This is a genomic window from Paenisporosarcina sp. (assembly GCF_049671445.1).
Lineage (GTDB): Bacteria > Bacillota > Bacilli > Bacillales_A > Planococcaceae > Paenisporosarcina.
Genome location: NZ_JBATUX010000064.1, coordinates 14210 through 39860 on the forward strand (window position 1 = coordinate 14210; position 25651 = coordinate 39860).

At 37.7% G+C, this 25651-nt stretch carries 30 protein-coding genes and 1 other annotated feature; of the genes, 27 read left to right on the plus strand and 3 right to left on the minus strand.

The genetic code is table 11. From position 1 onward, the window contains the following. Nucleotides 1-19 precede the first annotated feature (19 nt). The 14 genes from WBG45_RS08250 to mtnN all read left to right on the plus strand — a co-directional run bounded on the left by WBG45_RS08250 (nucleotide 20) and on the right by mtnN (nucleotide 12608). Nucleotides 20-676, plus strand: a complete 657-nt coding sequence (locus tag WBG45_RS08250; RefSeq protein ID WP_424413858.1) for an HAD family hydrolase — start codon at nucleotides 20-22, stop codon at nucleotides 674-676. 104 nt (nucleotides 677-780) lie between these two features. Then, nucleotides 781-990 (plus strand) — a binding site (T-box leader). 41 nt (nucleotides 991-1031) lie between these two features. Beyond that, the gene (gene alaS, locus WBG45_RS08255; RefSeq protein WP_424413630.1) at nucleotides 1032-3659 is read left to right on the plus strand and encodes an alanine--tRNA ligase; all 2628 of its coding nucleotides are present in this window, start codon (nucleotides 1032-1034) and stop codon (nucleotides 3657-3659) included. Between the two features lie 90 nt (nucleotides 3660-3749). Beyond that, nucleotides 3750-4016 (plus strand): IreB family regulatory phosphoprotein, encoded by a 267-nt coding sequence (locus WBG45_RS08260; protein WP_024534426.1) that lies wholly within the window; start codon nucleotides 3750-3752, stop codon nucleotides 4014-4016. A 3-nt stretch (nucleotides 4017-4019) separates the two neighbouring features. Next, complete coding sequence (gene ruvX, locus WBG45_RS08265) at nucleotides 4020-4445, plus strand: Holliday junction resolvase RuvX (RefSeq protein ID WP_424413632.1); 426 nt, start codon at nucleotides 4020-4022, stop codon at nucleotides 4443-4445. Between the two features lie 6 nt (nucleotides 4446-4451). Further along, on the plus strand, nucleotides 4452-4751 hold the full coding sequence (locus WBG45_RS08270) for a DUF1292 domain-containing protein (RefSeq protein ID WP_024534428.1): 300 nt from the start codon (nucleotides 4452-4454) through the stop codon (nucleotides 4749-4751). A 99-nt stretch (nucleotides 4752-4850) separates the two neighbouring features. Beyond that, on the plus strand, nucleotides 4851-5969 hold the full coding sequence (gene mltG, locus WBG45_RS08275; protein ID WP_424413634.1) for an endolytic transglycosylase MltG: 1119 nt from the start codon (nucleotides 4851-4853) through the stop codon (nucleotides 5967-5969). 104 nt (nucleotides 5970-6073) lie between these two features. Further along, nucleotides 6074-6709 carry an O-methyltransferase gene (locus WBG45_RS08280; RefSeq protein WP_424413636.1) on the plus strand — a complete coding sequence of 212 codons (636 nt, stop codon included), beginning with the start codon at nucleotides 6074-6076 and terminating at the stop codon, nucleotides 6707-6709. Between the two features lie 5 nt (nucleotides 6710-6714). Next, nucleotides 6715-7644, plus strand: a complete 930-nt coding sequence (locus tag WBG45_RS08285; RefSeq protein WP_424413638.1) for a peptidase U32 family protein — start codon at nucleotides 6715-6717, stop codon at nucleotides 7642-7644. Between the two features lie 18 nt (nucleotides 7645-7662). Beyond that, the gene (locus WBG45_RS08290; protein WP_424413640.1) at nucleotides 7663-8940 is read left to right on the plus strand and encodes a peptidase U32 family protein; all 1278 of its coding nucleotides are present in this window, start codon (nucleotides 7663-7665) and stop codon (nucleotides 8938-8940) included. Then, complete coding sequence (gene udk, locus WBG45_RS08295; RefSeq protein WP_424413642.1) at nucleotides 8937-9575, plus strand: uridine kinase; 639 nt, start codon at nucleotides 8937-8939, stop codon at nucleotides 9573-9575. Before WBG45_RS08290 ends, udk begins: the two co-directional genes overlap by 4 nt. A 109-nt stretch (nucleotides 9576-9684) precedes the next feature. Beyond that, nucleotides 9685-10161 carry a transcription elongation factor GreA gene (gene greA / locus WBG45_RS08300; protein ID WP_024534434.1) on the plus strand — a complete coding sequence of 159 codons (477 nt, stop codon included), beginning with the start codon at nucleotides 9685-9687 and terminating at the stop codon, nucleotides 10159-10161. 87 nt (nucleotides 10162-10248) lie between these two features. Further along, on the plus strand, nucleotides 10249-10722 hold the full coding sequence (gene greA / locus WBG45_RS08305) for a transcription elongation factor GreA (protein WP_424413644.1): 474 nt from the start codon (nucleotides 10249-10251) through the stop codon (nucleotides 10720-10722). Between the two features lie 284 nt (nucleotides 10723-11006). Then, the gene (locus tag WBG45_RS08310) at nucleotides 11007-11771 is read left to right on the plus strand and encodes a YrrS family protein (RefSeq protein ID WP_424413646.1); all 765 of its coding nucleotides are present in this window, start codon (nucleotides 11007-11009) and stop codon (nucleotides 11769-11771) included. Nucleotides 11772-11915: 144 nt separating this feature from the next. Beyond that, nucleotides 11916-12608 (plus strand): 5'-methylthioadenosine/S-adenosylhomocysteine nucleosidase, encoded by a 693-nt coding sequence (mtnN, locus tag WBG45_RS08315; RefSeq protein ID WP_424413648.1) that lies wholly within the window; start codon nucleotides 11916-11918, stop codon nucleotides 12606-12608. Between the two features lie 8 nt (nucleotides 12609-12616). Here mtnN and sigK read toward each other — a convergent pair whose 3' ends face one another. Continuing rightward, entirely contained in the window at nucleotides 12617-13366 is a 750-nt protein-coding gene (sigK, locus tag WBG45_RS08320) for an RNA polymerase sporulation sigma factor SigK (RefSeq protein WP_424413650.1), read from the minus strand. A gap of 84 nt (nucleotides 13367-13450) precedes the next feature. Then, nucleotides 13451-13990, minus strand: a complete 540-nt coding sequence (pssA, locus tag WBG45_RS08325) for a CDP-diacylglycerol--serine O-phosphatidyltransferase (RefSeq protein WP_024534439.1) — start codon at nucleotides 13988-13990, stop codon at nucleotides 13451-13453. A 91-nt stretch (nucleotides 13991-14081) separates the two neighbouring features. Between pssA and WBG45_RS08330 the strand changes: the two genes are divergently transcribed. From WBG45_RS08330 to WBG45_RS08385, 12 genes are all read left to right on the plus strand, one after another. Further along, complete coding sequence (locus WBG45_RS08330) at nucleotides 14082-14864, plus strand: phosphatidylserine decarboxylase (RefSeq protein ID WP_424413652.1); 783 nt, start codon at nucleotides 14082-14084, stop codon at nucleotides 14862-14864. Nucleotides 14865-14900: 36 nt separating this feature from the next. Further along, nucleotides 14901-15422, plus strand: a complete 522-nt coding sequence (locus WBG45_RS08335) for a YqeG family HAD IIIA-type phosphatase (protein ID WP_424413654.1) — start codon at nucleotides 14901-14903, stop codon at nucleotides 15420-15422. Beyond that, nucleotides 15419-16522, plus strand: coding sequence for a ribosome biogenesis GTPase YqeH (yqeH, locus tag WBG45_RS08340; protein WP_424413656.1), 1104 nt, complete (start codon nucleotides 15419-15421; stop codon nucleotides 16520-16522). The genes WBG45_RS08335 and yqeH overlap by 4 nt, the downstream gene beginning before the upstream one ends. A 13-nt stretch (nucleotides 16523-16535) precedes the next feature. After that, nucleotides 16536-17378 (plus strand): shikimate dehydrogenase, encoded by an 843-nt coding sequence (gene aroE, locus WBG45_RS08345; RefSeq protein WP_424413658.1) that lies wholly within the window; start codon nucleotides 16536-16538, stop codon nucleotides 17376-17378. After that, nucleotides 17365-17664, plus strand: a complete 300-nt coding sequence (yhbY, locus tag WBG45_RS08350; protein ID WP_424413660.1) for a ribosome assembly RNA-binding protein YhbY — start codon at nucleotides 17365-17367, stop codon at nucleotides 17662-17664. The genes aroE and yhbY overlap by 14 nt, the downstream gene beginning before the upstream one ends. Nucleotides 17665-17666: 2 nt before the next feature. Next, the gene (locus WBG45_RS08355; RefSeq protein WP_424413662.1) at nucleotides 17667-18233 is read left to right on the plus strand and encodes a nicotinate-nucleotide adenylyltransferase; all 567 of its coding nucleotides are present in this window, start codon (nucleotides 17667-17669) and stop codon (nucleotides 18231-18233) included. Then, nucleotides 18226-18789, plus strand: coding sequence for a bis(5'-nucleosyl)-tetraphosphatase (symmetrical) YqeK (gene yqeK / locus WBG45_RS08360; RefSeq protein ID WP_424413664.1), 564 nt, complete (start codon nucleotides 18226-18228; stop codon nucleotides 18787-18789). Before WBG45_RS08355 ends, yqeK begins: the two co-directional genes overlap by 8 nt. A gap of 4 nt (nucleotides 18790-18793) precedes the next feature. Next, complete coding sequence (gene rsfS / locus WBG45_RS08365) at nucleotides 18794-19144, plus strand: ribosome silencing factor (protein WP_024534446.1); 351 nt, start codon at nucleotides 18794-18796, stop codon at nucleotides 19142-19144. After that, nucleotides 19144-19881 carry a class I SAM-dependent DNA methyltransferase gene (locus WBG45_RS08370; protein ID WP_424413666.1) on the plus strand — a complete coding sequence of 246 codons (738 nt, stop codon included), beginning with the start codon at nucleotides 19144-19146 and terminating at the stop codon, nucleotides 19879-19881. Before rsfS ends, WBG45_RS08370 begins: the two co-directional genes overlap by 1 nt. Nucleotides 19882-20095: 214 nt before the next feature. Further along, nucleotides 20096-20665, plus strand: a complete 570-nt coding sequence (locus tag WBG45_RS08375) for a helix-hairpin-helix domain-containing protein (protein WP_424413668.1) — start codon at nucleotides 20096-20098, stop codon at nucleotides 20663-20665. A 73-nt stretch (nucleotides 20666-20738) separates the two neighbouring features. Continuing rightward, the gene (locus WBG45_RS08380; RefSeq protein ID WP_424413670.1) at nucleotides 20739-21320 is read left to right on the plus strand and encodes a ComE operon protein 2; all 582 of its coding nucleotides are present in this window, start codon (nucleotides 20739-20741) and stop codon (nucleotides 21318-21320) included. Between the two features lie 212 nt (nucleotides 21321-21532). Continuing rightward, nucleotides 21533-23617 (plus strand): DNA internalization-related competence protein ComEC/Rec2, encoded by a 2085-nt coding sequence (locus WBG45_RS08385; RefSeq protein WP_424413672.1) that lies wholly within the window; start codon nucleotides 21533-21535, stop codon nucleotides 23615-23617. 74 nt (nucleotides 23618-23691) lie between these two features. Here WBG45_RS08385 and WBG45_RS08390 read toward each other — a convergent pair whose 3' ends face one another. After that, the gene (locus WBG45_RS08390) at nucleotides 23692-23826 is read right to left on the minus strand and encodes a YqzM family protein (RefSeq protein WP_024534451.1); all 135 of its coding nucleotides are present in this window, start codon (nucleotides 23824-23826) and stop codon (nucleotides 23692-23694) included. Between the two features lie 167 nt (nucleotides 23827-23993). Here WBG45_RS08390 and holA point away from each other — a divergent pair, with 167 nt between their 5' ends. Next, on the plus strand, nucleotides 23994-25004 hold the full coding sequence (gene holA / locus WBG45_RS08395; RefSeq protein WP_424413674.1) for a DNA polymerase III subunit delta: 1011 nt from the start codon (nucleotides 23994-23996) through the stop codon (nucleotides 25002-25004). The last annotated feature ends 647 nt before the right edge of the window (nucleotides 25005-25651 follow it).

Below are 25651 nucleotides of genomic sequence, written 5' to 3' on the forward strand. Positions count from 1 at the left end.
TTCAAACGAGGTGCCCAGAATGTTAAAAGCAGTTATTTTTGATTTTGATGGACTGATTATTGATACAGAAACAGTGTGGTATGAAGCTTATAAGGAAGCTTTATTCCAGCATGAAGTGAACTTGACGATTGAACAATTTGCATTAGTCATTGGCACAGATGATACGGTATTGGATAAATATATTTTGGACAATATAAAAGAATCGTCAACGATTTCTGAAATTAGAGAGTTGGCATCACAACTATTTCACGAAAAGATTGGTCAGCCTAATTTAAGAGAAGGTGTCGAAGATTATTTGATCGCAGCCAAAGAATCGGGATTGAAAATTGGATTGGCTTCCAGTTCAAAACGGGATTGGGTAGAAAAATATTTAACCCAGCTTCACATTATTTCTTACTTTGAAGTAATCAAAACAAGAGATGATGTTACGACTGTGAAGCCAGACCCAGAATTATATCTTCAAGCCATAAACGCACTCGGTGTGAACCCAGATGAAGCCGTCGCTTTTGAAGACTCTTTAAATGGATTAAAAGCAGCACGAGCGGCTGGATTGAAATGTGTTATTTTCCCTAACCCGGTAACAACCAATTTAGCATTTGAAGATCACAGTCTGAGATTGTCTTCGATGGCAGAACGACCTTTGGCGTATATTCTTAAAGAGTTAAGTAAAAAATAGAGCTCACGTTTAATTGCAATAACGAAAAAATGGAGTATTTTCATGTGCTTTGCAAAAGAGAATTGACACAAAGCCATTTATTTTTTATACTTCTAAACAAATGAATGAAAACGTTGATGGAGAAAGTACATCTTTGAGGCTTGCAAAAGAAAAAGGTTCCTTGGCTGAAAGAACCTTCAAGTTTATGGATGGAAAGCTACTCTTGAGTGCAGCTAATCACTGTCGTAAGCCGCGTTAAGGCATAATCGAGAGACAGCAGAGAACGTTCTGCTGTAACTAGGGTGGTACCGCGAATTGAAGCCTTCGTCCCTTTTTTAGGGATTGAGGGCTTTTTCTATTTTAAGGAGGAATAATAATGAAAACAGCAGCACAAATTCGACGAATGTATTTAGATTTCTTTATTGAAAAAGGGCATGCAATAGAACCAAGTGCGCCGCTCGTGCCGATCAACGATAATTCACTTCTTTGGATTAATAGTGGTGTCGCTACATTAAAAAAATATTTTGATGGACGCGTGATTCCTGAAAATCCACGCATCACGAATGCTCAAAAATCGATCCGTACAAATGACATTGAAAATGTAGGAAAAACTGCTCGACACCATACATTTTTTGAGATGTTAGGAAACTTTTCAATTGGAGAGTACTTCAAAAAAGAAGCAATTCACTGGGCGTGGGAATTTTTAACTGACGAAAAATGGATGGCATTTGATCCTGAATTATTATCTATTACGGTCCACCCTGAAGACGAGGAAGCGTATGCAATTTGGCGCGATGAAATTGGGATTCCTGAAGAACGTATTATTCGTTTAGAAGGTAACTTCTGGGATATCGGTGAAGGTCCAAGTGGTCCAAACTCAGAAATTTTTTATGACCGAGGCGAGAGCTATGGCAATGATTTAACAGATCCTGAAATGTATGCAGGTGGAGAAAATGATCGTTATTTAGAAATTTGGAACTTAGTTTTCTCGGAATTTAACCACAATCCAGATCACACATACACGCCACTTCCTAAGCAAAACATCGATACGGGAATGGGTCTTGAGCGTATGGCATGTGTCGTACAAAATGTACCGACAAATTTTGATACAGATTTATTTATGCCGATTATCAACAAAACACAAGAAGTCTCTGGTAAAGAATATGGTAACAGCGTTGAGGATGACCTTGCATTTAAAATCATTGCAGATCACACTCGCACAGTTGCTTTTGCTATAGGGGACGGCGCTCTTCCTTCAAATGAAGGTCGCGGGTATGTATTACGCCGATTGTTACGTCGCGCTGTACGTTTCGGTAAAAATTTAGGTATTGATCGCCCATTTATGTACACATTAGTGCCGATTATTGGGGAAATAATGAATGACTTTTACCCTGAAGTTACAGCAAAAAAAGAATTCATTATGCGTGTCATTAAAAATGAAGAAGAGCGTTTCCATGAAACTCTACAAGATGGTCTTGGAATTTTATCAACTGTTATTTCTAGTCAACAGGCTGCAGGCTTAACGGTGATCCCAGGTAGTGACGCTTTCCGTTTGTATGATACGTATGGTTTCCCAGTAGAATTAACGGAAGAATATGCTGAAGAAGCAGGCATGACTGTTGACCATGAAGGGTTTAAGGCTTCGCTTGAAGCACAACGAACTCGTGCTAGATCAGCTCGTAAAGATGTAGACTCTATGCAAGTACAGTCTGAAGTTTTAGGTAATATTAAAGAAACAAGTACATTTATTGGCTATGACACAGTTGTTGCTTCTGCTAAAGTTTTAGTCATCGTAAAAGACGGAGAACTAGTGGAACAAGCACAAGAAGGTGATGAAGTTAAAGTTGTACTAGATCAAACTCCTTTCTATGCTGAAAGTGGTGGACAGATTGCCGATCACGGCCACATTGAAAATGACTTATTCAAAGGCTTTGTCAAAGATGTTCAAAAAGCTCCAAATGGTCAAAATCTTCATACCATGATTATTGAGTCTGGCGAATTGACGACAGGTGCTGAAGTTACGGCGAATGTGGATCAAACATTACGCAAATCAACGGTTAAAAATCATACAGCTACACATTTATTGCACCAAGCATTAAAAGATGTGTTAGGAACTCACGTGAATCAAGCAGGTTCATATGTTGGTCCAGATCGCTTGCGTTTTGACTTCTCTCATTTTGGGCAAGTGACGAAAGAAGAGCTAGTGACAATTGAAAGACAAGTAAACGAGAAGATATGGGAAGATATTCAAGTGGTTACTGGTTTCCACGGAATTGATGAAGCAAAACAAATGGGTGCGATGGCACTATTTGGTGAAAAGTATGGGAAAATAGTGCGTGTTGTTTCAATTGATCAATATTCGCTTGAACTTTGTGGAGGATGTCATGTGACAAACACTTCACAAATTGGTTTCTTTAAACTTGTAAGTGAAAGCGGTATTGGTGCTGGTACACGACGAATTGAAGCTGTAACTGGTAAAGCGGCATATCAACTCGTTAAAGAGGAAGAAAGTGTCTTAGAAGAGGCTTCAGCTTCATTGAAAGCTAATCCAAAAGAATTGGTTGCTCGCGTTCAAGGGTTGCAACAAGAACTTCGACAAGTTCAACGAGAGAATGAATCATTATCAGCTAAGATTGCGAATAGCCAAGCGTCTTCAATTTTAGAACAGACACAACAAATTGATGGTGTTACTGTGTTATCATCACGCGTTCAAGTAAAAGACAATAACCAACTTCGTCAAATGATGGACGATTTAAAATCTAAGATGACTAAAGCTGTTATCGTCTTAGGTGCATCTGAAGGCGATAAAGTAATGCTAATAGCAGGTGTCACAAGTGATTTAAGTGGTGGAAAATATCATGCAGGAAATATTGTGAAACATGTGGCTGAACAGTGTGATGGTAAAGGTGGCGGTCGACCAGATATGGCTATGGCTGGCGCAAAAGATTCGTCGAAACTTGAAGGTGCACTACATTCTGTGTATGATTATGTCGAATCCGTTTAATAAATAGTTGAAATCGGTTATACTTAACAAGTATTATAAATATGCTTGTACAAGACAATTAGATTTAACTCCGAAAGCGTGGTGCTGATCATGAATTCATTTGATAAGACGATGAAGTTTAATTTTCCGGAAGAGTCTATGGAACAAGAAGTGAAGCAAGTTATGCTTCATGTCCATACGGCGCTTGAAGAGAAGGGGTATAACCCAATTAATCAAATAGTCGGTTACTTACTTTCGGGTGATCCGGCATATATTCCTCGCCATCAGGATGCACGAAATTTAATCCGAAAGCTCGAGCGAGATGAGATTCTGGAAGAACTTGTTAAGTTTTACATCAAGAAGAATAACGAGGCATAGTGTATGAGAGTAATGGGTTTAGATGTTGGGACTAAAACCGTAGGCGTCGCAATTAGTGATGCATTCGGTTGGACAGCCCAAGGGATTGAAACTATTAAAATTGACGAAGCAAATGAAGTATTTGGCATCGAAAGAATCGCTGAATTAATGAAGTTGCACGAAGTATCGTCTTTTGTGGTTGGATATCCAAAGAATATGAACAATTCGATTGGCCCCCGTGCTGAAGCATCTGAACACTATGCAGAATTGTTACGTCAAACATTCGATAAACCTGTAATTTTATGGGACGAACGTTTAACTACGTCTGCTGCAGAAAAAATGCTTATTAGTGCAGATGTCAGTCGAAAAAAACGCAAAGAAGTCATTGATAAAATGGCTGCAATGATGATTTTACAAGGCTATTTAGATAGTCAATCTATTAAGAGGTGATCGAACATGGACCACGGACAACAAAACATTACAGTAGTTGATGATAACGGTACTGAACAATTATGCGAGATTCTATTTACATTTGAATCTGAAGAATTCAGCAAATCTTATGTACTTTACTATCCAATAGGTGCTGAAGAAGATGAAAACGAAGAAATTGAAATTCATGCTTCTGCTTTCACACCATCTGAAGACGGTAACGACGGCGAACTTATGCCAATCGAGTCTGACGAAGAGTGGGCAATGATCGAAGAAATGTTAAACACATTCTTAGAAGAAGAAGATGAAGAAGAAGAAGAAAAATAATCTTCACTAAAAATAAGGCGGAATGATGACAAATCATTCCGCCTTTTTCTTTTGTGTAAAAATCTTGTATAATAAATGTCAGATAGAGGGGGGTAACCCATGGAAAAAGAATCAAAAAAAGACATTATGTTTAATCGTATGAAAGAAAAGAAAAAAGAGGTAAAAATTGTAAGAAGAATTGTTCTCGTTATTGTACTAATTGTATTAATAGTTGGAGGAATTGCTGGGTACAGCGGATACAAATATGTTAAAAGTGCATTACAACCTGTCGACAAAAATGCAGAAGACACAATTCCGGTAAATGTCGAAATAGGGTCGAATCTTGATTCGATTGCAGGGTTACTTGAGAAAAATGGAATTATTAAAGATGCTCGAGTATTCAAGTATTATGCGAAGTTTAATAATGAATCTGATTTCCAAGCAGGTAAATATGATTTATCTAAATCTATGACACTTGACGAGTTAATTAAAAGTTTGAAAACTGGTAAAGTTTATCGAGAGCCAGTCTTTAGCATGACTATTCCTGAGGGACGAACTCTTGAAGAAATCTCTTTAAGGGTGGAAGAAAAAACATCGTATAGTGCTAAAGAGTTTATGGAACTAGTAACAAATCAAGAATTTATCGATGAGATGATTGCTAAATATCCTGATCTACTGACTGACGAGATTAAAGGAGAAAAATTACGTCATGATTTAGAAGGATACTTATTCCCAGCAACTTATTCTTATTATGAAGAAAACCCAACTTTGGAAGCTATTGTTGATGAAATGTTGAAAACAACAGCTAAAACGATGACTACACATATGGATACTCTTGAAGAGAAAGAGAAATCAGTCCACTGGTTACTGACATTTGCTTCACTACTTGAAGAAGAAGCGACAGCAGATACTGATCGAGAGACAATCGCTAGTGTATTTAATAACCGAATGAAAGAGAAAATGCCTTTGCAAACAGATCCAACGGTTCTTTATGCACTTGGTGAACATAAGGATCGCGTACTGTATGATGACTTAGAAATAGACCATCCTTACAATACATACAAAGTACAAGGTTTGCCACCAGGTCCAATTTCAAATCCAGGGAGTGCATCAATCAACGCTGTGTTAAATGCTTCGGAAACTGACTATGTGTATTTCTTAGCAGACAAACAAGGGAAAAATCATTTTTCCGTAACATATAAAGAACATTTAGCGAAAATCGAAAAATATTTGCGTTAAACGTGACACGATTGTCACAACCAGAAGGGAAGCCTATCGCTTTCCTTCTTTTTTTATGATAAGATGGGGTGTAATTTTTGTGCATTAAAGGAGTTAAAATGGACATGACAACTTCACATTCCTATATCACTACTTATATTAAGAAAAAATCAGATTTTCTTTCTAATATGGAACAATTCGCTAAAGAGCACCACATTCCTATAATGGAACTGGTTGCGATTGAATCGCTTTTGCAATTTTTGCGTATGCAACAACCGAAATCTATTTTAGAAATTGGATCAGCTATTGGTTATTCGGCAATTAGAATGGCCTTTACATTGCCTGAATCTGTTATAACTACCATTGAAAAAGATGAAGGTCGTTTCCAGTTAGCTTCAAGTTATGTGGAACAAGCCGCATTGACCAGCCGAATTCAATTATTGCATGGCGATGCACTTGATATTGATATCAATAGCTTTTCCCAGAGTCACTATGATGCGTTATTTATAGATGCTGCAAAAGGTCAATATCAACGATTCTTTGATAAATACTCACCACTCGTTCCAAGCGGTGGTGTTATTTATTGTGATAATATGCTCATGCATGGGTTTACAGAAATAGATATTAAAGAAGTTCCTAGAAGAAAACGAACGATGGTCCGTAATTTGCAACACTTTACAAAGTGGCTAATGAACCATGAAGAATATGAAACAACATTCCTACCTATTGGTGATGGAATTACGATTAGTATAAAGAGGTGACAATCATGAAAAAACCAGAATTACTGGTAACACCACAATCTGTTGCCCATATCGAACAATTAATTGAGGCTGGTGCAGATGCTTTTTTAGTTGGAGAGCAACAGTTTGGTTTGCGGTTAGCGGGAGAATTTACTATTGACGATATTGAAAAATCAGTTATCCTTGCACACGCTGCCAATAAGAAAGTATATGTGGCTATGAATGCACTCTATCATAATAATCGTGTGGATTTATTACGTCCATACATGGAAAAACTAGAGTCTTGCGGTGTGGATGGAATTACTTATGGAGACCCTGCAGTGGTGATGGTTAAACGTGAAGCAGACCTACAAGTTCCACTTCACTGGAACACAGAAATGACTGCAACGAATTGGTTCACAGCTAACTATTGGGGGAAACGCGGTGCAAATCGTGCTGTATTGGCTCGAGAATTAAGCATGGATGAAGTAATAGAGATTAAAGAAAATGCTGAAGTAGCTATAGAATTACAAGTACATGGCATGACCTGCATGTTTCAATCTAAACGGTCACTACTAGGTAATTACTTTTTATATCAAGATAAAGCGATGGAAATTGAGAATCGCACTAGTCAGAAAAACATGTTTTTACACGATAAAGAACGAGCAAATAAATACCCAATTTTTGAAGATGCAAATGGCACGCATATTTTCAGTCCAAACGATATGTGCATCATTGACGAGTTGGGTGAGCTAATTGATGCGGGAATTGACTCATTTAAAATTGACGGTGTTTTGCAAGAGGCTCCATATGTGACGAAAGTGACAAATCTCTATAGACAAGCAATTGATGCCTATATGGAATCATCTGAGGTATATGATGAAATGAAAAATGATTTATTAGCGGAAGTTGAAGAAATACAACCGGAAATTCGCCCACTTGATACCGGATTCTTCTTCAAAGAGACCGTGTATTAAGGAAAGGGAGAAGTCGAAATGGCAATTCTAGAACATGACCGAATTAGTAAAATTATTGATGGCAAACGCGTCATAGTCAAAAAGCCTGAACTCCTTGCTCCTGCAGGAGATTTAGAAAAACTAAAAATTGCCATTCATTATGGTGCAGATGCGGTGTTTATCGGCGGACGTGAATTTGGACTACGTTCTAATGCAGGTAATTTTTCTATAGATGAAATGCGTGAAGCTGTTGAATTTGCCAAAAACTATGATGCGAAAATTTATGTGACAACCAATATTTTTGCTCATAATGAAAATATGGATGGTTTAGCAGAGTATTTGATAGATATTGAGACTGCAGGTGTGACAGGTATTATTGTTGCTGATCCATTAATTATCGAAACCTGTCGTAGTTACGCACCTAAACTTGAAATTCATTTAAGTACACAACAATCTTTGTCGAACTGGAAAGCGGTGCAATACTGGAAAGATGAAGGATTACACCGTGTCGTCCTTGCTCGTGAAACAAGTGGAGACGAAATCCAGGAAATGAAAGAAAAAGTTGATATTGAAATTGAAGCTTTCATACACGGAGCTATGTGTATTGCGTATAGTGGCCGATGCACATTATCAAATCATATGACTGCTCGTGACTCAAATCGAGGTGGCTGTTGCCAATCTTGTCGATGGGATTATGATTTGTATGAAATGAAAGACGGTATACAAGACCCTTTATTTGCTGAAGGGGACGCACCTTTTGCCATGAGTCCTAAAGATTTGAAATTAATCGAATCAATTCCACGGATGATTGAGCTAGGGATCGATTCGCTAAAAATCGAAGGTCGAATGAAATCTATTCATTATGTAGCAACTGTTGTCAGCGTATATCGAAAAGTAATTGATGAATATTGTGCTGATCCAGAAAAATTCCGTATTAAACGCGAATGGTTGGAAGAACTTGAAAAATGCGCAAACCGTGATGCAGCAACTGCTTTCTTTGAAGAAGAACCTACGTTTGAAGAGCAAATGTATGGTGTACATGGTCGAAAGACATCCACAGACTTTATTGGTCTTGTGATGGATTATGATTACGAAACAAAAATGATCACGCTGCAACAACGAAATTATTTTACAAAAGGTCAGGAAGTAGAATTTTTCGGACCAGGTATCGAAAATTTCCGCATGACTATTACAGATTTATGGGATGAAAAGGGAAACAACCTGGATGTAGCACGTCACCCATTGCAAATTGTGCGATTTAAATCCGACATCCCCGTACGACCAAATAACATGATGAGAAAGGAGCTTGTACGATGACATTTAAGCGCCCGATTGTTATTGGTATCGCTGGTGGCTCTGGTTCAGGGAAAACAAGTGTTACCAAGGCTATTTATGACGTCTATAAAGAAAAATCAGTTGTAGTAATCGAACAAGATTACTATTATAAAGATCAAAGTCATTTACATTTTGAGGAACGTCTAGCAACGAACTATGACCATCCTCATGCATTTGATAATGATTTACTTATTGAACATATTAATCAACTTTTAAATAGACAAGCCATTGAAAAACCTGTTTATAATTACGAGATTCATACACGTTCGCCCGAAAAAATTGTAATTGAAGCTCAAGATGTTATTATATTAGAAGGTATTTTGGTTTTAGAAGATGAGCGATTGCGCGAATTAATGGACATCAAATTATTTGTGGATACGGATTCTGATTTACGCATCATTCGACGCATAATGAGAGACATTAATGAACGTGGACGTTCTATAGAATCTGTAGTGGAACAGTACTTATCAGTAGTGAGACCAATGCATAATCAATTTATTGAACCAACAAAACGGTACGCAGACATCATCATTCCAGAGGGTGGACAGAACCAAGTAGCAATAGATTTGATGGTTACAAAAATTAAAACAATTCTTGAATCTGATATCATTGTGTAATATGATGGTGACAGACTGACAATATTATCTAAATATTATGCCTCATATTCAGACTCGACCAGGCATATTATTTTTATGAGCTAGCAAGTAGTTGAAGGAGTGAAAGTAATTGGCAACTGAAAAACAATATCCAATGACCGTTGCTGGAAAGCAAAAGTTAGCGGACGAATTAGATTTTTTGAAAACTGTAAAACGTAAAGAAGTTGTGGAACGTATTAAAGTTGCGAGAAGCTTCGGAGACTTATCTGAGAACTCTGAGTACGATTCTGCAAAAGAAGACCAAGCATTCGTTGAAGGACGTATTGTAACTTTAGAATCTATGATTCGTAATGCGGTCATTATCGAAGGTAATGGGCAAGACAACGATATCGTATCTTTAGGGAAAACGGTTTCCTTTATTGAAGTTCCAGATGGTGAAGAAGAGACTTATACAATCGTTGGATCAGCGGAAGCAGACCCAATTGAAGGTTTAATTTCAAACGATTCACCAATCGCTAAAAGCTTAATCGGCCGTTCAGTCGGTGATCAAGTAAGAGTACTAACACCAGGCGGCGAAATGGACGTTAAAATTACGTCTATAAATTAATATGAATTCTTAATCCACTCCTTTAAACGGGAGTGGGTTTTTTCAATCTGTTTCACTTATCGTTTTCCATAGTAAAGGAGAATAATTATGACAATTGAAAAGAAACAATCAATCACTCAGTTTGGTCTGACAAATTTACAAGAAGAACTGGACCATTTAAAATCTGTTAAACGAAAAGAAGTAATAGCCCGTATAAAAGCATCTCGTTGTTTTGGATTAATCGAAAACTCGGATTATGAAACAGCTCGTGAAGATCAAGCGTTTGTAGAAAGTCGCATTATTGCAATAGAAACAATCATTCGTAATGCAGAGATCATTGATACTTCTAAACTTGACTCACAAATTGTTCAGATAGGAAGTACAGTAACCATTAAAGAAATGCCTGATGGGGAACTTGAAACATACACCGTTGTTGGATCGGCTGAAGCAAACCCTCTAGGAGGAAGCATTTCAAGTAATTCACCCATTGCTCAAAAAGTTTTAGACAAACGTGTTGGAGACCAAGTTGAAGTGACAATACCGAGCGGGAAAATAACGATTCAAATTAAGTCGATCGTTTAAAATTTAGGAGGTAATTGGATAGTTGCAACTAAATCGCAAAAGTTGCAACCAAATCACGAAAGTTGCAACGAAATCGATAAAGTTGCAACGAAATCACGAAAGTTGCAACCAAAATGCTTTTTCCAATAAATCAACGAGGTAGTATTTGGATGAAATCCCAATCTCAAGAAAAGATAGCCGAGTTCGGTCAAATTTTCACGAAAATGAAACATTTCTTTAATCTCTACGTCTAATTTGTCATGACCATTTATGTTATTATGCTGTATATAAGGGGGAGTACGCACATGGCAAACACACAGCGTCGATATACCTCAAGAAGTAATCGACCAAATAAACCAAATAGCACGAACAAAATATTAAATGTACTTATAGGTCTAGTACTTGTCTTAATTGTTATTACTGGTGGATTTATTTTTCTTGGTAATGATGATGCAGAAAAAGCTAATACAAAAGAATCTGAGTCAGAAGTGAGCAATGCTCAGAACGAACCAGGAGCAACAGGTGTTCCCGAGGCAGATGAGTCTGCAGAAGAAGTAGGTTCTAAAGAAATTGAATCTGACGAAGAAGATGCTGAGGTAGCTAAGGAAGAAGCAGCAAAGGCTAAGGAAGAAGAAGCTAAAGCTAAAGAAGAAGCTAAAGAAAAAGACGAAGCAAAAGAAAAAGAAAAGGAATCTGAGAAAGAAGATCCAACTACTGGTGGTACCGTTACTTCAACTCCTTCAGATGACCCAATTGTAGCTGAAAGAGTGGTTAACACTGCATGGAAACCAGTTGGTACTTCACAATCTGGTGAACATACGTCAGTGTACAGTGAAGGGCATGTTGACTGGACAGAAAAACTGCAAGCAATATCTTATACAACTGGATTATCTGCGGACAACATGATTGTATGGATTATTCAAAATGGTGGTAGTCCTCAAAAATCCATAGGTGTTGTTTCTTCAAAAAATAAAGAAGAAAAATATCGAGTATATTTACAGTGGGTTGACGGTGAAGGCTGGAAACCTGAAAAAATGGAAACTTTAAAAACATTAGACGGCGCCTATTGACTTTCGGCGCCGCTTTTATTATTTTTAGGGAAGTGTTTTTCCACAGCAAGAGTCAGAAATTATCCGAAGAACAATTTTTTAAAACATAGGTTCCACTTTCAAGTGTTTAATTTGTGTTTCTAACCAGAAAAGAGGCGGACATTAATGAAAATAGCAGTTATCGGCGCAATGGAACAAGAAGTAGAAGCTTTACGTTTAGCCATTGAAAATCCACACACTACAGTCATTGCAAATAGTGAATATACAGAAGGTACATATGCAGGTCATGACGTCGTATTACTAAAAAGTGGTATTGGTAAAGTAAATGCAGCGATGTCTACAGCCATCTTACTACACCATTTCAAACCTGAAGCCGTAATCAATACAGGTTCTGCGGGTGGATTTGATTCTCTATTAGAAGTTGGAGCAATCGTAATTTCTGATGAAGTACGTCATCACGACGTGGATGTAACGGCATTCGGTTATGAAATGGGACAGGTTCCTGACCTTCCTGCAGCTTTCATGTCAGATGCTAAACTTCGTAAACTTGCAGAAGAGGCAGTTGAAGAATTAGGCCAACATCAATCTGCATCTGGTCTAATTGCAACAGGGGATTCGTTTATGGGCGACCCTGCACGTGTTGAGAGCGTTCGAAAACACTTCCCTCACATGAAGGCAGTGGAGATGGAAGCAGCCGCTGTGGCGCAAGTGTGTCATCAATTTGACGTACCATTTGTTGTTATCCGTGCTTTGTCCGATATCGCAGGAAAAGAATCTTCGATTAGTTTTGACGAATTCTTACCAACTGCTGCTGAACATTCAACTCAAATCGTGTTACATGTGATTAGCAAATTATAGAGTTCATGTTAATATTTAGACTGTTGATTGGAGGCTCTTTCGATTTCCAGTGAATCGAAAGAGTTTTTTTCATGTTTAAACAATTGGTATAGTTTAACTAAAGCACGCTTTTCAATTCGCGAGACATAACTCCTTGAAATATTTAATTGTTTAGCAATTTGTTTTTGAGTCATAGGTTCGAATTGATGTAAGCCATACCTACGCTCAATAATTTCAATTTCACGTTTTTCAAGCCGATCCAAATGCCGATATAGTCTTGCCATTTGCTCTTTTTGTTCTAAGGTTTGTTGTGCGGTATCTTCATCGGTTTGTAGGAGATCTGTAATTTGGAGAGAATGGCCGTCTTTATCGGTCCCAATCGGTTCATAGAGTGAAACATCTTTTTGTACTTTTTTCTGTGAACGAAGATGCATGAGAATTTCGTTTTCAATGCACCGTGCTGCGTAGGTAGCCAGGCGTGTTTTTTTATCAGGAGTGTAACTTGCTACAGCTTTCATTAATCCGATTGTGCCAATAGAAATGTAATCATCGAGTTGTTCGTGTTTTGGATGGAATTTTTTGACGATGTGTGCAACTAATCGCATATTACGCTCAATTAATTCATGTTTCGCTTCTTCTTCACCAGCTAAACAACGCTCCACATATATGGCTTCTTCTTCAAGTGAGAGGGGCTTTCTAAACGCCTGACCTTTCAAGTAACCAAGAACAGCAGGGATTTCAATCCATAGTTGTAGGACAGCAGACAATAAACTACTCATGATGCGTGCACCTCCATGTCGTCTTTTGTCACTATATGATTGAGCTTCTAAATGCATGAAAAAAACGACCGCAATTTGCGGTCGTTACACTTTTTTCAAGGTGAATGTACTAATCATTAAAATGGCCAAAATCGGCATGAGGAACATATAAAAAACTGGTGCGAATACGGACAATCCAAAATACGACAGTGTTAGAATCGTTCCTGCAGCTGTTATAGGGAGTCCAGTAAAGTAGCCATCTGAATCCATAATATTAAAGCGTGCTAAGCGAAATGCTCCACATGCAATATAAATGATGGTAAGGACCATTCCAGCTGTTCCAAATTCATATAAATCCACCATATAGATAAGTATTGCAGGTGCAACGCCGAATGAGATAATATCACTCATGGAGTCGAGTTGTTTACCAAGCTCGGATTCTTGCCCTAATTTACGGGCAACCATCCCATCGAATCGATCGAGAAGAGCCGCGATAAAGATAAACAAAACGCTATAACTATAATTTTCATTTAAAGTGGTCATGATGGAGGCACCACCAAATGATAAATTACCAATGGTGATCATATTTGCTGCTTGTGTTTTCATTTTTTTAATTGTGTGATCCAGTCGTTGAAATAGAAACAATGGACGAGACTCCTTCGTGTTTACAGTATTAGTTCATTATACTTCTTTCAACTAAAAAAAGGTAGAACATATTTAGAACAGGAGGGATTAAGTGAGACAGAGAGTGTACCAATCACTTATTGAATTAACGAATGGGAAATGGTCTTCCCTAGCGATACAACGTTTTGCTAAATCACCAATAAGTCGCAAAATTATTCCATCATATATACGTACATACGGAATACATATGGGAGAAGTTTCACAATCTGTTGAGGCTTTTCCAACATTACATGATTTTTTTATTAGAAAAATTGATGCTCAACATCGTCCAATTGTTGAGGGAGATATGGTTGCTACTAGTCCTGTAGATGCTAAAGTAGAATCTGCCGGTGCCATTACGTCAAATGGGACATTTTTAGTGAAAGAAAAATCGTATACACTGACTGATCTTCTCGGCAACGTTGAACATGCCTCTAAATATATAGATGGCACGTATATGGTGTTTTATTTGAGTCCCGCAGATTACCATCGAATACATAGCCCTGTTGACGGTCATGTTAAACAACAAGTGACACTCGGAGAAAAATCATATCCTGTGAATCAAGCAGGATTAACTTATGGAAAAACACCAATCAGTGGGAATTATCGTCAAATTACACATTTGGTGTGTCCAAATTCCAAAACTTGCGCTGTCGTAAGTGTTGGAGCCATGCTTGTAAATTCAATTCAACTGACTAATCAATCTCGAGATTGGAAAAAAGGTGAAGAAATAGGCTATTTCACATTTGGTTCGACCGTAGTTTTGCTGTTCGAAAAAAATGCTTTTCAAATGGATTCAGCCATTATTGCAGGAAGTCGAGTACGAGTGGGTGAGAAAATCGGTAGTATGTTATAATCATTACAGAAAAAAGGTTGAACGGAGTGTGTCACGGTGTATAAAAAATTTTTACCAAGTGAATTTGTGAAAAGTGTATTTGATATTTCACCAGAACGATTGATTGAAAAAGGAATTCGTGGAATCATAACAGACTTAGACAATACACTTGTCGAATGGGACAGACCAGATGCAACACCGAAATTGGTGAACTGGCTCAAAAGTATGAAAGATGCTGGGATTCAAGTAACAATTGTATCTAATAACAGTGAACTACGAGTTAAATCTTTTGCAGATCCACTCGGAATTCCATTCATATATAAAGCCCGTAAACCAATGGGTAAAGCATTTATTAAAGCTCTTAATACAATGGATGTAAAACGTGAAGAAGTGGTCGTAATAGGCGATCAACTATTAACGGATGTTGTAGGTGGTAATCGCATAAAATTACATACCATTTTAGTGTTACCTGTTGCTAAATCTGATGGTTTTTTCACACGATTTAATCGTTTGGTTGAGAGAAGAATATTTAAAGCATTAAAAAGAAGAGGCTTTGTGACTTGGGAGGAAGAAGTTTGACAACTATACCAACTTGTATCGGATGCGGTACTCAAATACAAACAGTAGATCCAAAAGAACCTGGATATGCACCACCATCATCATTAGAAAAAGAAGAAATGATTTGCCAACGATGTTTCCGATTGAAAAATTACAATGAATTACAGCCGGTCTCATTAACAGATGATGATTTCTTACGCATTTTAAATAGCCTTGGCAATGAACAAGGACTAATCGTAAAAATCGTCGATATTTTTGATTTCAATGGTAGCTGGTTGCCAGGATTACACCGCTTCGTGGGGAATAATCCAATATTACTGATCGCCAATAAAGTAGATTTACTACCTAAATCAGTTAAGAAACATCGCGTTATTAAATGGTTACAACAAGAAGCTAAAAAACTAGGCTTAAAACCGGTCGAAGTGATGTTAGTTAGTGCTCACAAAGGTACTGGTATGGTAGAAGCAATGGAAGCAATTGATCGCCTACGTGAAGGTAAGAATGCTTATGTAGTAGGTTGTACAAACGTTGGTAAGTCTACATTTATTAACCGTATCATCAAACAAGTAACCGGCGAGAAAGAAGTTATAACTACTTCTCATTTCCCAGGAACTACTCTTGATTTAATCGAAATTCCTTTAGATGATAACCAATCATTATATGATACGCCAGGCATTATTAATCACCACCAAATGGCGCATTACTTAGATTCATCTGAACTCAAGTGGATTACGCCAAAGAATGAAATTAAACCGAAGATATTCCAATTAAATGCAGGACAAACTTTGTTTTTAGGTGGTCTAGCACGATTTGATTTTATACAAGGTGAGCGAGCATCATTTACAGTTCATATTTCAAATGAGCTAAATATTCATCGTACTAAACTGGACAATGCGGATAACTTATATGCAGAACATCTAGGCGGAATGTTAGCACCACCTTCTGCTGAATTTAAAGATCAATTCCCACCATTAGTACGCCATGAGTTTTCGATTAAAGCTGGAAAGACTGATATTGTGTTTTCAGGCTTAGGTTGGATTACTGTCAATCAACCCAATGTGGTTATAGCAGCCTATGCGCCTAAAGGTGTGGAAATTCAAATTCGTCCATCTCTTATTTAGGAGGCAGTTGATTTTGAAAAAATGGTACGCTGTAATCGGTGATCCAATCTCTCATTCCATGTCACCAAGTATGCATTGTCAGTGGTTTTCCGATTTAACCATCGATGCGACTTACATTCCGGTGCATGTCAAAAAAGAAAACTTAGTAGATGCTGTTGAATCTTTAAAATCTCTCGGTGCAAGTGGTTGGAATGTAACAATCCCTCATAAAGAAGCGATATTGCCACTTTTAGATCATATTGATTCTTCAGCCGAACTAATGGGTGCAGTGAATACAGTCGTTGTCGAAAAGAATGGCACATTAACTGGCTACAATACCGATGGCACTGGTTTTGTAAACTCTTTAGAAGAAGCAATGGGGCCAAATCTTCATGAACTGCAGATTCTGATTATTGGTGCAGGTGGTGCTGCGAGAGGCATTGCTTTTGCTTTAAAAGAGCGAGGATATGTAAATCTTTCGTGTGCCAACCGAAGTTTTTCAAATGCACAACGGTTAATCGATGATTTAAAGAATGGCCGAGCCTTATCTCTCGAGCAAGCACAAGCGGAACTTGCAAACTTTCAAATCATCATACAAACCACGCCTGCAGGCATGATTTCATCTAATGTGGACATGCCGTTGTCACTGGAAAATGTAACATCTTCAGCAATTGTTGCAGATATTGTGTATAATCCATTATTGACGCCGTTTTTGGGTGAAGCAAAAGATCGAGGAGCACGTTGTTTAAATGGAGTAGGCATGTTTGTGCACCAAGGAGCATTGTCATTTCACAAGTGGACAAATCGCAAACCAGATACGAAGCAAACTATAGAGCAAGTCGAACAACTATTAGGAGGTCCACATGTTAACAGGTAAACAAAAACGTTTTTTACGAAGCGAAGCTCATCATTTATCAGCTCTTTTCCAAGTAGGTAAAGGTGGAGTAAATGAACATTTAATCAAACATATTGAAGAAGCGATCGAAACTCGTGAACTAATCAAAATCAGCATTTTGCAAAATTGTGAAGATGATAAACAAGAAATCGCAGATCAATTAGCAAAAGAAACAAAATCATTTTTAGTTCAATTGATTGGTTTAACAGTTGTGTTATATAAACCATCTAAAAACAATAAAAAAATCGTCTTGCCTACAAAAGGCTGACGATGAAAAAAGTGTGCATTTTTGGAGGAACATTTAATCCGCCACATATTGGACATTTAATTATGGCAAATGAAGTGTATCATGCACTTGATTATGATGAAATCCGTTTTATGCCAAATGCAAAACCGCCACATAAAGAAGCGGCTGAGCTTGCTACAGGTGAGCAGCGACTTCATATGTTGGAGCTTGCTATTGAGTCGTTCTCTTATTTTTCTGTAGAACCAATCGAAATAGAACGTGGTGGTTTGTCTTTTTCGTTCGATACGATGATGGAATTGCAGAAGCAAGAACCTCAATCGCAATTCAGTTTTTTGATTGGTGCAGATATGATTTCCTCTTTGAGTAAGTGGTACAAGATTGATGAGCTGGTGAAACAGATTCAATTGATTGGTGTTCGTCGTCCTGGCTACGATGAAAAGTCGACATATCCTGTCACGTTAATCGAAGCACCGTTAATTGATTTGTCTTCTACGATGCTACGGAATCGTGTAAAAGAAGGCAAAGATGTCTCCTTGCTTATTCCTGAAAGTGTACAATCCTATATTCGTCAGGAGAAATTGTATGAATAAAGACGATTTGTTAAATGCTATACGTACAAGAATGCCTGAAAAACGTTTTGTGCATACTTTAGGTGTAATGGAAACGGCCATTCGTTTGGCTAAAGTGTATGAGGTAGATGAAAAAGAAGCAGAACTTTCTGCTATTTTGCATGATGTCGTGAAATTTGCTGATCGAGACTGGATGAAACAAACCATTATCGATCAACAAATGGACCCAACACTTTTAACATTTCATCATGAATTGTGGCATGCTCCTGTAGGTGCATATGTTGCCCAACAGGAATTTAGAGTGACAAATCAAGATGTCTTAAATGCAATCTGCTACCATACCACTGGTCGTAAATACATGTCCAAACTTGAGAAAATCATTTATTGTGCTGATATGATCGAACCCAATCGACAATTTCTAGGAGTCGATGAATTAAGACAACAAGCAGAACAAGGACTCGATTTATTAATGAAGGCTTGTGTAAAGCATTCCATTCAATTTTTAATAAAAAAAAATCAACCGGTATATCCGGATTCCATTCATTGTTACAATGATTTGGTTACGAAAGGAAAATGACTGAATGACAGAACCAACTTTATTAGAAATAGCTTATAAAGCAGCAGATGACAAACGTGCAGAAGATATTATCGTATTAAATATGAAAGGTGTATCTTTGATTGCAGATTATTTTGTAATTTGTCATGCAAATTCAGATCGCCAAGTTCAATCTATCGCAAGAGAAATGGCAGATCAAGCAGGACAAGCAGGCTACCACGTGAAACGTCTAGAAGGATTTGACGCAGCACGTTGGGTATTAGTAGACATGGGTGACGTTGTTGCACATGTATTCCATAAGGACGAACGCCAATTTTACAACTTGGAACGTTTATGGGGAGATGCACCAATAATTGAAGTCGATTTAGAAGCGTAATGTCTAGCTATAAAGAATTTGCTTACATTTATGATGCTTTAATGACTGATATTCCTTATGATGATTATGTACATAAGGTAGTTTCATGTGTTGAAAATGCTAGAGGCAAATCTTTATTAGATATTGGCTGTGGAACCGGAGTCCTGTCTGCAAAATTTGCAGAGCAGGGTTTTGTTGTTCAGGCTGTAGATTTGTCAGAAGAGATGCTAGCGATGGCATCTGACCGTTTTCAAAAAGAAGGTTATAATATCCCATTATTTCATTTATCTATGACTGATTTAGAAGGCTTTCACGATGTGGATGTAGCTATTCTTGCGATTGACTCATTGAATTATCTAGAAGATGAAGATCAAGTTCTGCAAACATTACAAGGCATTTATCAGTCGTTATCTCCTGGTGGACAGTTATTCTTTGATGTTCATTCACTTTATAAAATGGATGAATTATTTCTAGATGGACCGTTTACCTATGAAGATGAACAAATCGCCTATATTTGGCATACAGAAGAAGGAGAGCATCCGCATTCTGTTTATCACGATTTAACATTCTTCATGAAAAATAAACTGGGCTCTTATGACCGTTTTGAAGAAAGTCATTTTCAACGTTCATTTGAAATAGATACTTATCTGGCATGCTTACGTCAAGCAGGTTTTTCGCAAGTGAACGTAACAGCAGACTGGACGACTGAATCTCCAAAAGAGAATAGCGAACGAATCTTTTTCCATGCAACTAAGTAATATACTGTTGCATGGGATTTTTTGTTTAATTGGCCCTATTAATCTATAAATCGAAGAAAAACTTTCCAATTAATCGCATTTCGTTTATAGTATGGGTAGCTCTATAAGAATTGCTCCCTGTAGGAAAGGATGACCCAGTCTGAATCCTGCATGGCTAAAAAAACATTCAACTAAATTCTCGCTGATAAGTGTTGCCTTAGTATTGTTTGTTTTGTTGTTTAAACCGTTTTCCCACAATCCGGCACCCCCAATTGCCGGTACGCTTGAAACCATCCAAAACCCAATTGCAAGTACAATCCCAACTGAAGAATCATCTGAAACAAACTCAATCGAAAAAGAACGCAATCAAACAGTTGTCGTCGATGTAAAAGGGCAAGTTCAAGAGCCAGGTGTTTATACTTTACCTGCTGGTAGTCGTGTTCAAGACGCGCTTCAACTTGCTGGAGGCATACTTCCAACTGCAGAAGAAAAGGCATTGAATTTTGCTGCGAAATTAGTCGACGAAATGGTTATTTATGTGCCTTTAATCGGAGAATCTGACGTGTCAATGACTATTGCAACTACGCCGAGTACTTCAGAATCTCAATCTGCACTCGTCAATATTAATACGTCAGACGAATCGACCTTGATGACCTTGTCTGGTATTGGTCCATCTAAAGCTAAAGCAATTATTGCTTACCGAGAAGAGAAAGGCCTTTTCAAAACGATTGAAGATATTAAAGACGTAATAGGAATTGGTGATTCGACATTTGAAAACTTAAAAGATTTTATTTCGGTCAATTAACACCACAATCAATTGACGTAAGAAACGTGTTCCTACTAAACTATAGAAGAGTTTACAATCAGGGGGCGTTTTTATGGAGCGAATAACATGGGATCAATTCTTTATGGCACAAAGCCATTTACTAGCACTGAGAAGCACATGTACAAGGTTAGCTGTAGGTGCGACAATCGTTCGTGATAAACGAATTATGGCTGGTGGTTATAATGGTTCCATTTCAGGTGGAGATCATTGTATCGATCAAGGGTGTTACGTAGTAGATCATCATTGTGTACGTACGATTCATGCGGAAATGAATGCCTTACTTCAATGTTCGAAATATGGTATTTCTACAAATGAAGCTGACCTATATGTAACTCATTTTCCATGTTTGCCTTGCACGAAATCTATTATTCAAGCAGGAATTCGACGTTTATATTACGCGGAAAATTATAAGAACAATGAATATGCGATTCAATTATTGGCGCAAGCAAATGTAGAAGTCGTCCATGTTCCTTTCGATGAACGAAAAATCGATTTCTTAAGCGATAAAAAAATTACTTTGTATTTAGATATGCTTCAAAAATTAAGAGAGAATGGAGTGTCTGCTGAAGAATTGGCTTCATACGAAGCGCAGGTGAACGATCTATTTGGCAAAACTATTGGAACCATCGTTTAATATACTTAGCAATTGCGGCAATCCTTTCAACAACTGCAGCAATCGGTTCACTTTTAATTTTAGTATTACACCTATTTATTATTCTGTTATTTGTTTGGAAACGCTGGCCAGTCGTCTTTATATTTAGTTACATACTGACAGCTATTTTTTTCTTAATTTATAGTGAACATCAACTGTTTCCTGAACGACGTGAAGTCGGGCAGAACAGTTTAATGAAATTGACTTCTACACACTCCATTAACGGTTCTAAATTACGTGGGTTTGTCATGTCTGATAAAAAGGATAAATGGTATATCACCTACACGTTTGCTTCAGAACAAGAGAAGTTGTTGTTTCAACAACAATCTTTAACAAGTACGACGTTTAAATGGACTGGACAAGCTGCGGAAGTGCCATCACCAGCACATGACTATGCATTTAGCATGCAGACGTATTTGACAAGCCACGGGGCATCAGGGATGTTGCAAGCTACCTCTTTTCAAAAAAACACGGAGCCCACTGGAGTGGTGGGCTGGATTGCTGAAAGACGTTTTCAAATGGAAAAGCAGATTGAGACCTATTTTCCATTATCACTTCAACCAGAAGCAAAGTCTTTATTACTCGGCTTGCGAGATGATGTGGATCCACAACAAACACGTGCCTATCAAATACTTGGAATCACTCATTTATTTGCAATATCAGGTTTGCATGTGGCATTTTTAACATTTATTTTTTATCAGTCGATGTTAAGACTACTGATTAGGAAAGAAATTGCCGTTTGGTGTTTGTTAATTTGTTTACCTATTTATGCGTGTTTAGTAGGTGGGGCGCCATCTGTGTGGAGAGCGGTAGGTGTAGTTGAAATTTTGCTTCTTTCTAAGCAATTGAATCAACGGCTGTCAATAGAAGATGCATTTGGACTGAGTATACTGATATTTATACTCTTACAGCCAGGTGTTATCTTACAAATTGGTTTCCAACTATCATACGTCGCTGCCGCTGCATTGCTTTATTCATCATCTTTCTTAAAATCTCAAACAACAGTTCTTAAACAATCTTTTTGGATTACATTTCTTTGTCAGATTGGGGTATTCCCAATTCTTCTCTTTCACTTTTATGAAATCTCATTATCCTCTTTTGTCGTTAATTTAGTTTTTGTGCCACTATTTTCTGTTGTTATTTTGCCCGTCAATTTAATATTTTTCCTTCTATCGTTTGTCATGCCTTTCTTATTGGACCCTCTTTTTATGATTTACGAACCATCACGCTTGAGTTTGACAACATTCATCATGAAAATCGCGTCGATTCCTTACCAACTTTGGAATCCTGGGAAATTGTCTAATTGGCAACTTATCTTGTCTTTTTTAGGAGTTATGACTTCTTTCCTAGTTTTAGAACTTAGACTTCCAATGCGAAAACTCATACTAACTCTAGGTGTGCCGGTTTTTCTTATTCACATTACGCCTTATCTCGATCCCTCCATTGAAGTCTCTTTTATAAGTGTGGGGCAAGGTGATGCGACGGTTATTGAACTTCCACATCAGCAAGGTGTGGTTCTGATTGATGCAGGGGGCTTACTAAGATTTGACCAAGAATTTTGGAAACAATCTGACACGCCTTTTGAAGTTGGCCGCGAAGTGATTGTGCCATTTTTAAAAGGTCGTGGCATTCGCCGAATTGATACATTTATTTGGACACATGCAGATAGTGACCATATCGAAGGGGCAGAAGAAATTTTAGAGGAAATAAAAGTGGAAGAGATTCATGTTACACCAGGTGCGATTCATGAACCAACTTTACAAGATGCCTTTCAAACAGCAGTAACCCAAAATATAAACATAAAAGAACAAATAGCGGATACTACTTGGCAAGTAGGAAATACACAATTTATGTATGTTTCACCTCAAGATAGGGACTATGAAGGCAATGATGATTCACTTGTTTTATATATGAAACACGGCCTATTAACTGCTTTGTTTACTGGTGATTTAGAAAAAGATGGGGAAGAGGACATATTAAGAAAGTATGAAGGAATGCAAAACCTAGGAATGTTAAAAGCGGGACATCACGGGAGTAAAACGTCTAGCTCTCTCGATTTTATTACCAAACTAACCCCTACTATAACCATTTTTTCAGCTGGTAAAAATAATCGCTATGGCCATCCACATCAGGAAATCATTGATAGGTTTAAGGAAAACAACTTACCTACTTTGACTACGGCAGATGTAGGTTCCGTACATGTCCGTTTTCATAAAGAGGAAATGACGATACGTACGACATTAGAAAAAGACATAATAAAAAGAGACTTATCGCAATGACGAGTCTCTTAGGTCGTAAAAGAAAAACATCAGCTTGCTCCGATGGGGGGCAAGCTGTGAATTTTTCTACTTACTTATTTTGTTATGAAGTCAATTACAGTCGCAATGGTGAAAATCGCTGCGAAGAAGACAAAAGATGCGACGAAACCAATACCTGAGTCCACTACATCGTTACGTCTAGTTTGGACATTCTTTTCAAATTCGTTCATTGCTACCCCTCCTATATTCAAAATTAATTATAAGTGATTACTAAGAAAAAATCCATTAACAACGAGTTTTTTTCCGTGATTTCAGAAGAAAGACACATTTTGTTCAAACCCCAGTGTAATAAGATTTAAGGTATACTAGTAAAGCATGTGTTATTAGGAGGTTTAATATGTTTTCAAAAGTATGGAAAAAGATTCAGCAAGGTGATTTCAGTCCTATTTATCTTCTTGTCGGCACAGAGCATTACTTCTTCGACGAAACCATTCGTCGGATAAAAGAATCGCTCAATAAAGATGGAGAAACGGATATCCTTTATTTTGATTTAGATGAAGTGCCGGTTCAACACGTAATTGAAGAAGCAGATACGATTCCATTTTTTACGGACAGAAAATTAATTATCGCCAAAAATGCCTCTTTTTTAAAAGCAACGGAAAAAGGGAAAGAAAAAATAGATCATGATTTAAAAGCATTCGAAAGCTGGGTGCAACATCCGTCTGAAACAGCCATTACAATTTTTATTGCGCCATATGAAAAATTAGACGAGCGAAAAAAAGTAACAAAGCTAATGAAAGAAAAAGCATTATTACTCGAAGCAAAACCACTGGAAGGCAATGATTTAGTCGTGTGGGTTAAATCTACAGTTGGGAATGAGCAAAAAGTAATGACAGATGAAGCGGTTGCAAGATTAATCGAAACTGTTGGCCAAGATCTTGTACAATTGCAATCAGAAATACATAAAATGGCTACCTATGTTGGTGAGCAACAAGAAATCACGAAAAGTGATGTGGAGTTGTTAATGACACGCACTTTAGAACAAGATGCGTTTCAACTTCTAAATGCTTACTTACGTGGAGATACGGCGACTGCATTAACCGTGTATCATGACTTGTTACGACAAAAGGAAGAACCGATTATGTTAACAGCCTTGCTTGCTTCTCAAATACGTTTAATGTCCAACGTACGTTATTTGCAAAAAAAGGGGTATCACGCTCAAGCGATTGCGAAGCAATTAAAAGTAAATCCATATCGTGTAAAATTAATTGTCGAAAGTAGACAAAAGGTTGGAGAAGATCGTTTACTAGAAGTATTACACCGACTTGCTGGTGCAGACTATCAATTGAAAACGAGTAGCGGCAGACGAGAACGAATATTAGAATTATTTTTGATGAATAGACTATAAAGAAAAATGATCTGATTCGCTTTAAAGGCGAGTCAGGTCGTTTTTTTTAGATAAGTATATAATTTTAGTTCCATAAACCCAGGGTTTCAGGTGCTTTGGACGGGGCGGGCGGTGAGCCTCCTCGGTCGCTTCGCGATCTGCGGGGTCTCACCTGTCCCGCTAATCCCGCTGGAGTCGCCGCCTTCCACTACAATCCATGAAGTGAGTAGTAACCAACAAGAAAATCTATAAATTGCTTATTGTTAAGTCACGAATAAAGGATTCTAAGTTAAGCTGAGATAGAACCAACATATATCTTAGTTGCCATCTATATTTGTTGATTGAAGCGCAGGTGGCGACGAGTAACCACAGGAGCACATGTTTTTGCAGTGACGAGGAGACTGAAGTCAGCCACCGAAAAGCGTCCACCGTAGCGGAAATCAACAGGCTACTATGGTTACTCTTCTTAAAAGGGTGCACTTTGACCGTTTTTTTAAATTTAGCCTTTGTTAAAGGAAGGTTAATGAATCGTTAAAGAATATGAGGATTCGTTTCCCGATGAAAGATATAAAAAGAATGCCACAGTTGTCGCCTTACTTAAAACTAAGCACCCTGATTTTATTAACAATGACATCAAAATAATCTTTTTTGCATACAATATTTTGGGG

Coding starts and splice junctions, on each gene's coding strand:
- WBG45_RS08250 (WP_424413858.1), top strand. CDS start 20: ATGTTAAAAGCAGTTATTTTTGATTTTGATGGACTGATTATTGATACA.
- alaS (WP_424413630.1), top strand. CDS start 1,032: ATGAAAACAGCAGCACAAATTCGACGAATGTATTTAGATTTCTTTATT.
- WBG45_RS08260 (WP_024534426.1), top strand. CDS start 3,750: ATGAATTCATTTGATAAGACGATGAAGTTTAATTTTCCGGAAGAGTCT.
- ruvX (WP_424413632.1), top strand. CDS start 4,020: ATGAGAGTAATGGGTTTAGATGTTGGGACTAAAACCGTAGGCGTCGCA.
- WBG45_RS08270 (WP_024534428.1), top strand. CDS start 4,452: ATGGACCACGGACAACAAAACATTACAGTAGTTGATGATAACGGTACT.
- mltG (WP_424413634.1), top strand. CDS start 4,851: ATGGAAAAAGAATCAAAAAAAGACATTATGTTTAATCGTATGAAAGAA.
- WBG45_RS08280 (WP_424413636.1), top strand. CDS start 6,074: ATGACAACTTCACATTCCTATATCACTACTTATATTAAGAAAAAATCA.
- WBG45_RS08285 (WP_424413638.1), top strand. CDS start 6,715: ATGAAAAAACCAGAATTACTGGTAACACCACAATCTGTTGCCCATATC.
- WBG45_RS08290 (WP_424413640.1), top strand. CDS start 7,663: ATGGCAATTCTAGAACATGACCGAATTAGTAAAATTATTGATGGCAAA.
- udk (WP_424413642.1), top strand. CDS start 8,937: ATGACATTTAAGCGCCCGATTGTTATTGGTATCGCTGGTGGCTCTGGT.
- greA (WP_424413644.1), top strand. CDS start 10,249: ATGACAATTGAAAAGAAACAATCAATCACTCAGTTTGGTCTGACAAAT.
- WBG45_RS08310 (WP_424413646.1), top strand. CDS start 11,007: ATGGCAAACACACAGCGTCGATATACCTCAAGAAGTAATCGACCAAAT.
- mtnN (WP_424413648.1), top strand. CDS start 11,916: ATGAAAATAGCAGTTATCGGCGCAATGGAACAAGAAGTAGAAGCTTTA.
- sigK (WP_424413650.1), bottom strand. CDS start 13,366: ATGAGTAGTTTATTGTCTGCTGTCCTACAACTATGGATTGAAATCCCT.
- yhbY (WP_424413660.1), top strand. CDS start 17,365: ATGTTAACAGGTAAACAAAAACGTTTTTTACGAAGCGAAGCTCATCAT.
- WBG45_RS08355 (WP_424413662.1), top strand. CDS start 17,667: ATGAAAAAAGTGTGCATTTTTGGAGGAACATTTAATCCGCCACATATT.
- yqeK (WP_424413664.1), top strand. CDS start 18,226: ATGAATAAAGACGATTTGTTAAATGCTATACGTACAAGAATGCCTGAA.
- rsfS (WP_024534446.1), top strand. CDS start 18,794: ATGACAGAACCAACTTTATTAGAAATAGCTTATAAAGCAGCAGATGAC.
- WBG45_RS08370 (WP_424413666.1), top strand. CDS start 19,144: ATGTCTAGCTATAAAGAATTTGCTTACATTTATGATGCTTTAATGACT.
- WBG45_RS08380 (WP_424413670.1), top strand. CDS start 20,739: ATGGAGCGAATAACATGGGATCAATTCTTTATGGCACAAAGCCATTTA.
- WBG45_RS08385 (WP_424413672.1), top strand. CDS start 21,533: ATGAAATTGACTTCTACACACTCCATTAACGGTTCTAAATTACGTGGG.
- WBG45_RS08390 (WP_024534451.1), bottom strand. CDS start 23,826: ATGAACGAATTTGAAAAGAATGTCCAAACTAGACGTAACGATGTAGTG.
- holA (WP_424413674.1), top strand. CDS start 23,994: ATGTTTTCAAAAGTATGGAAAAAGATTCAGCAAGGTGATTTCAGTCCT.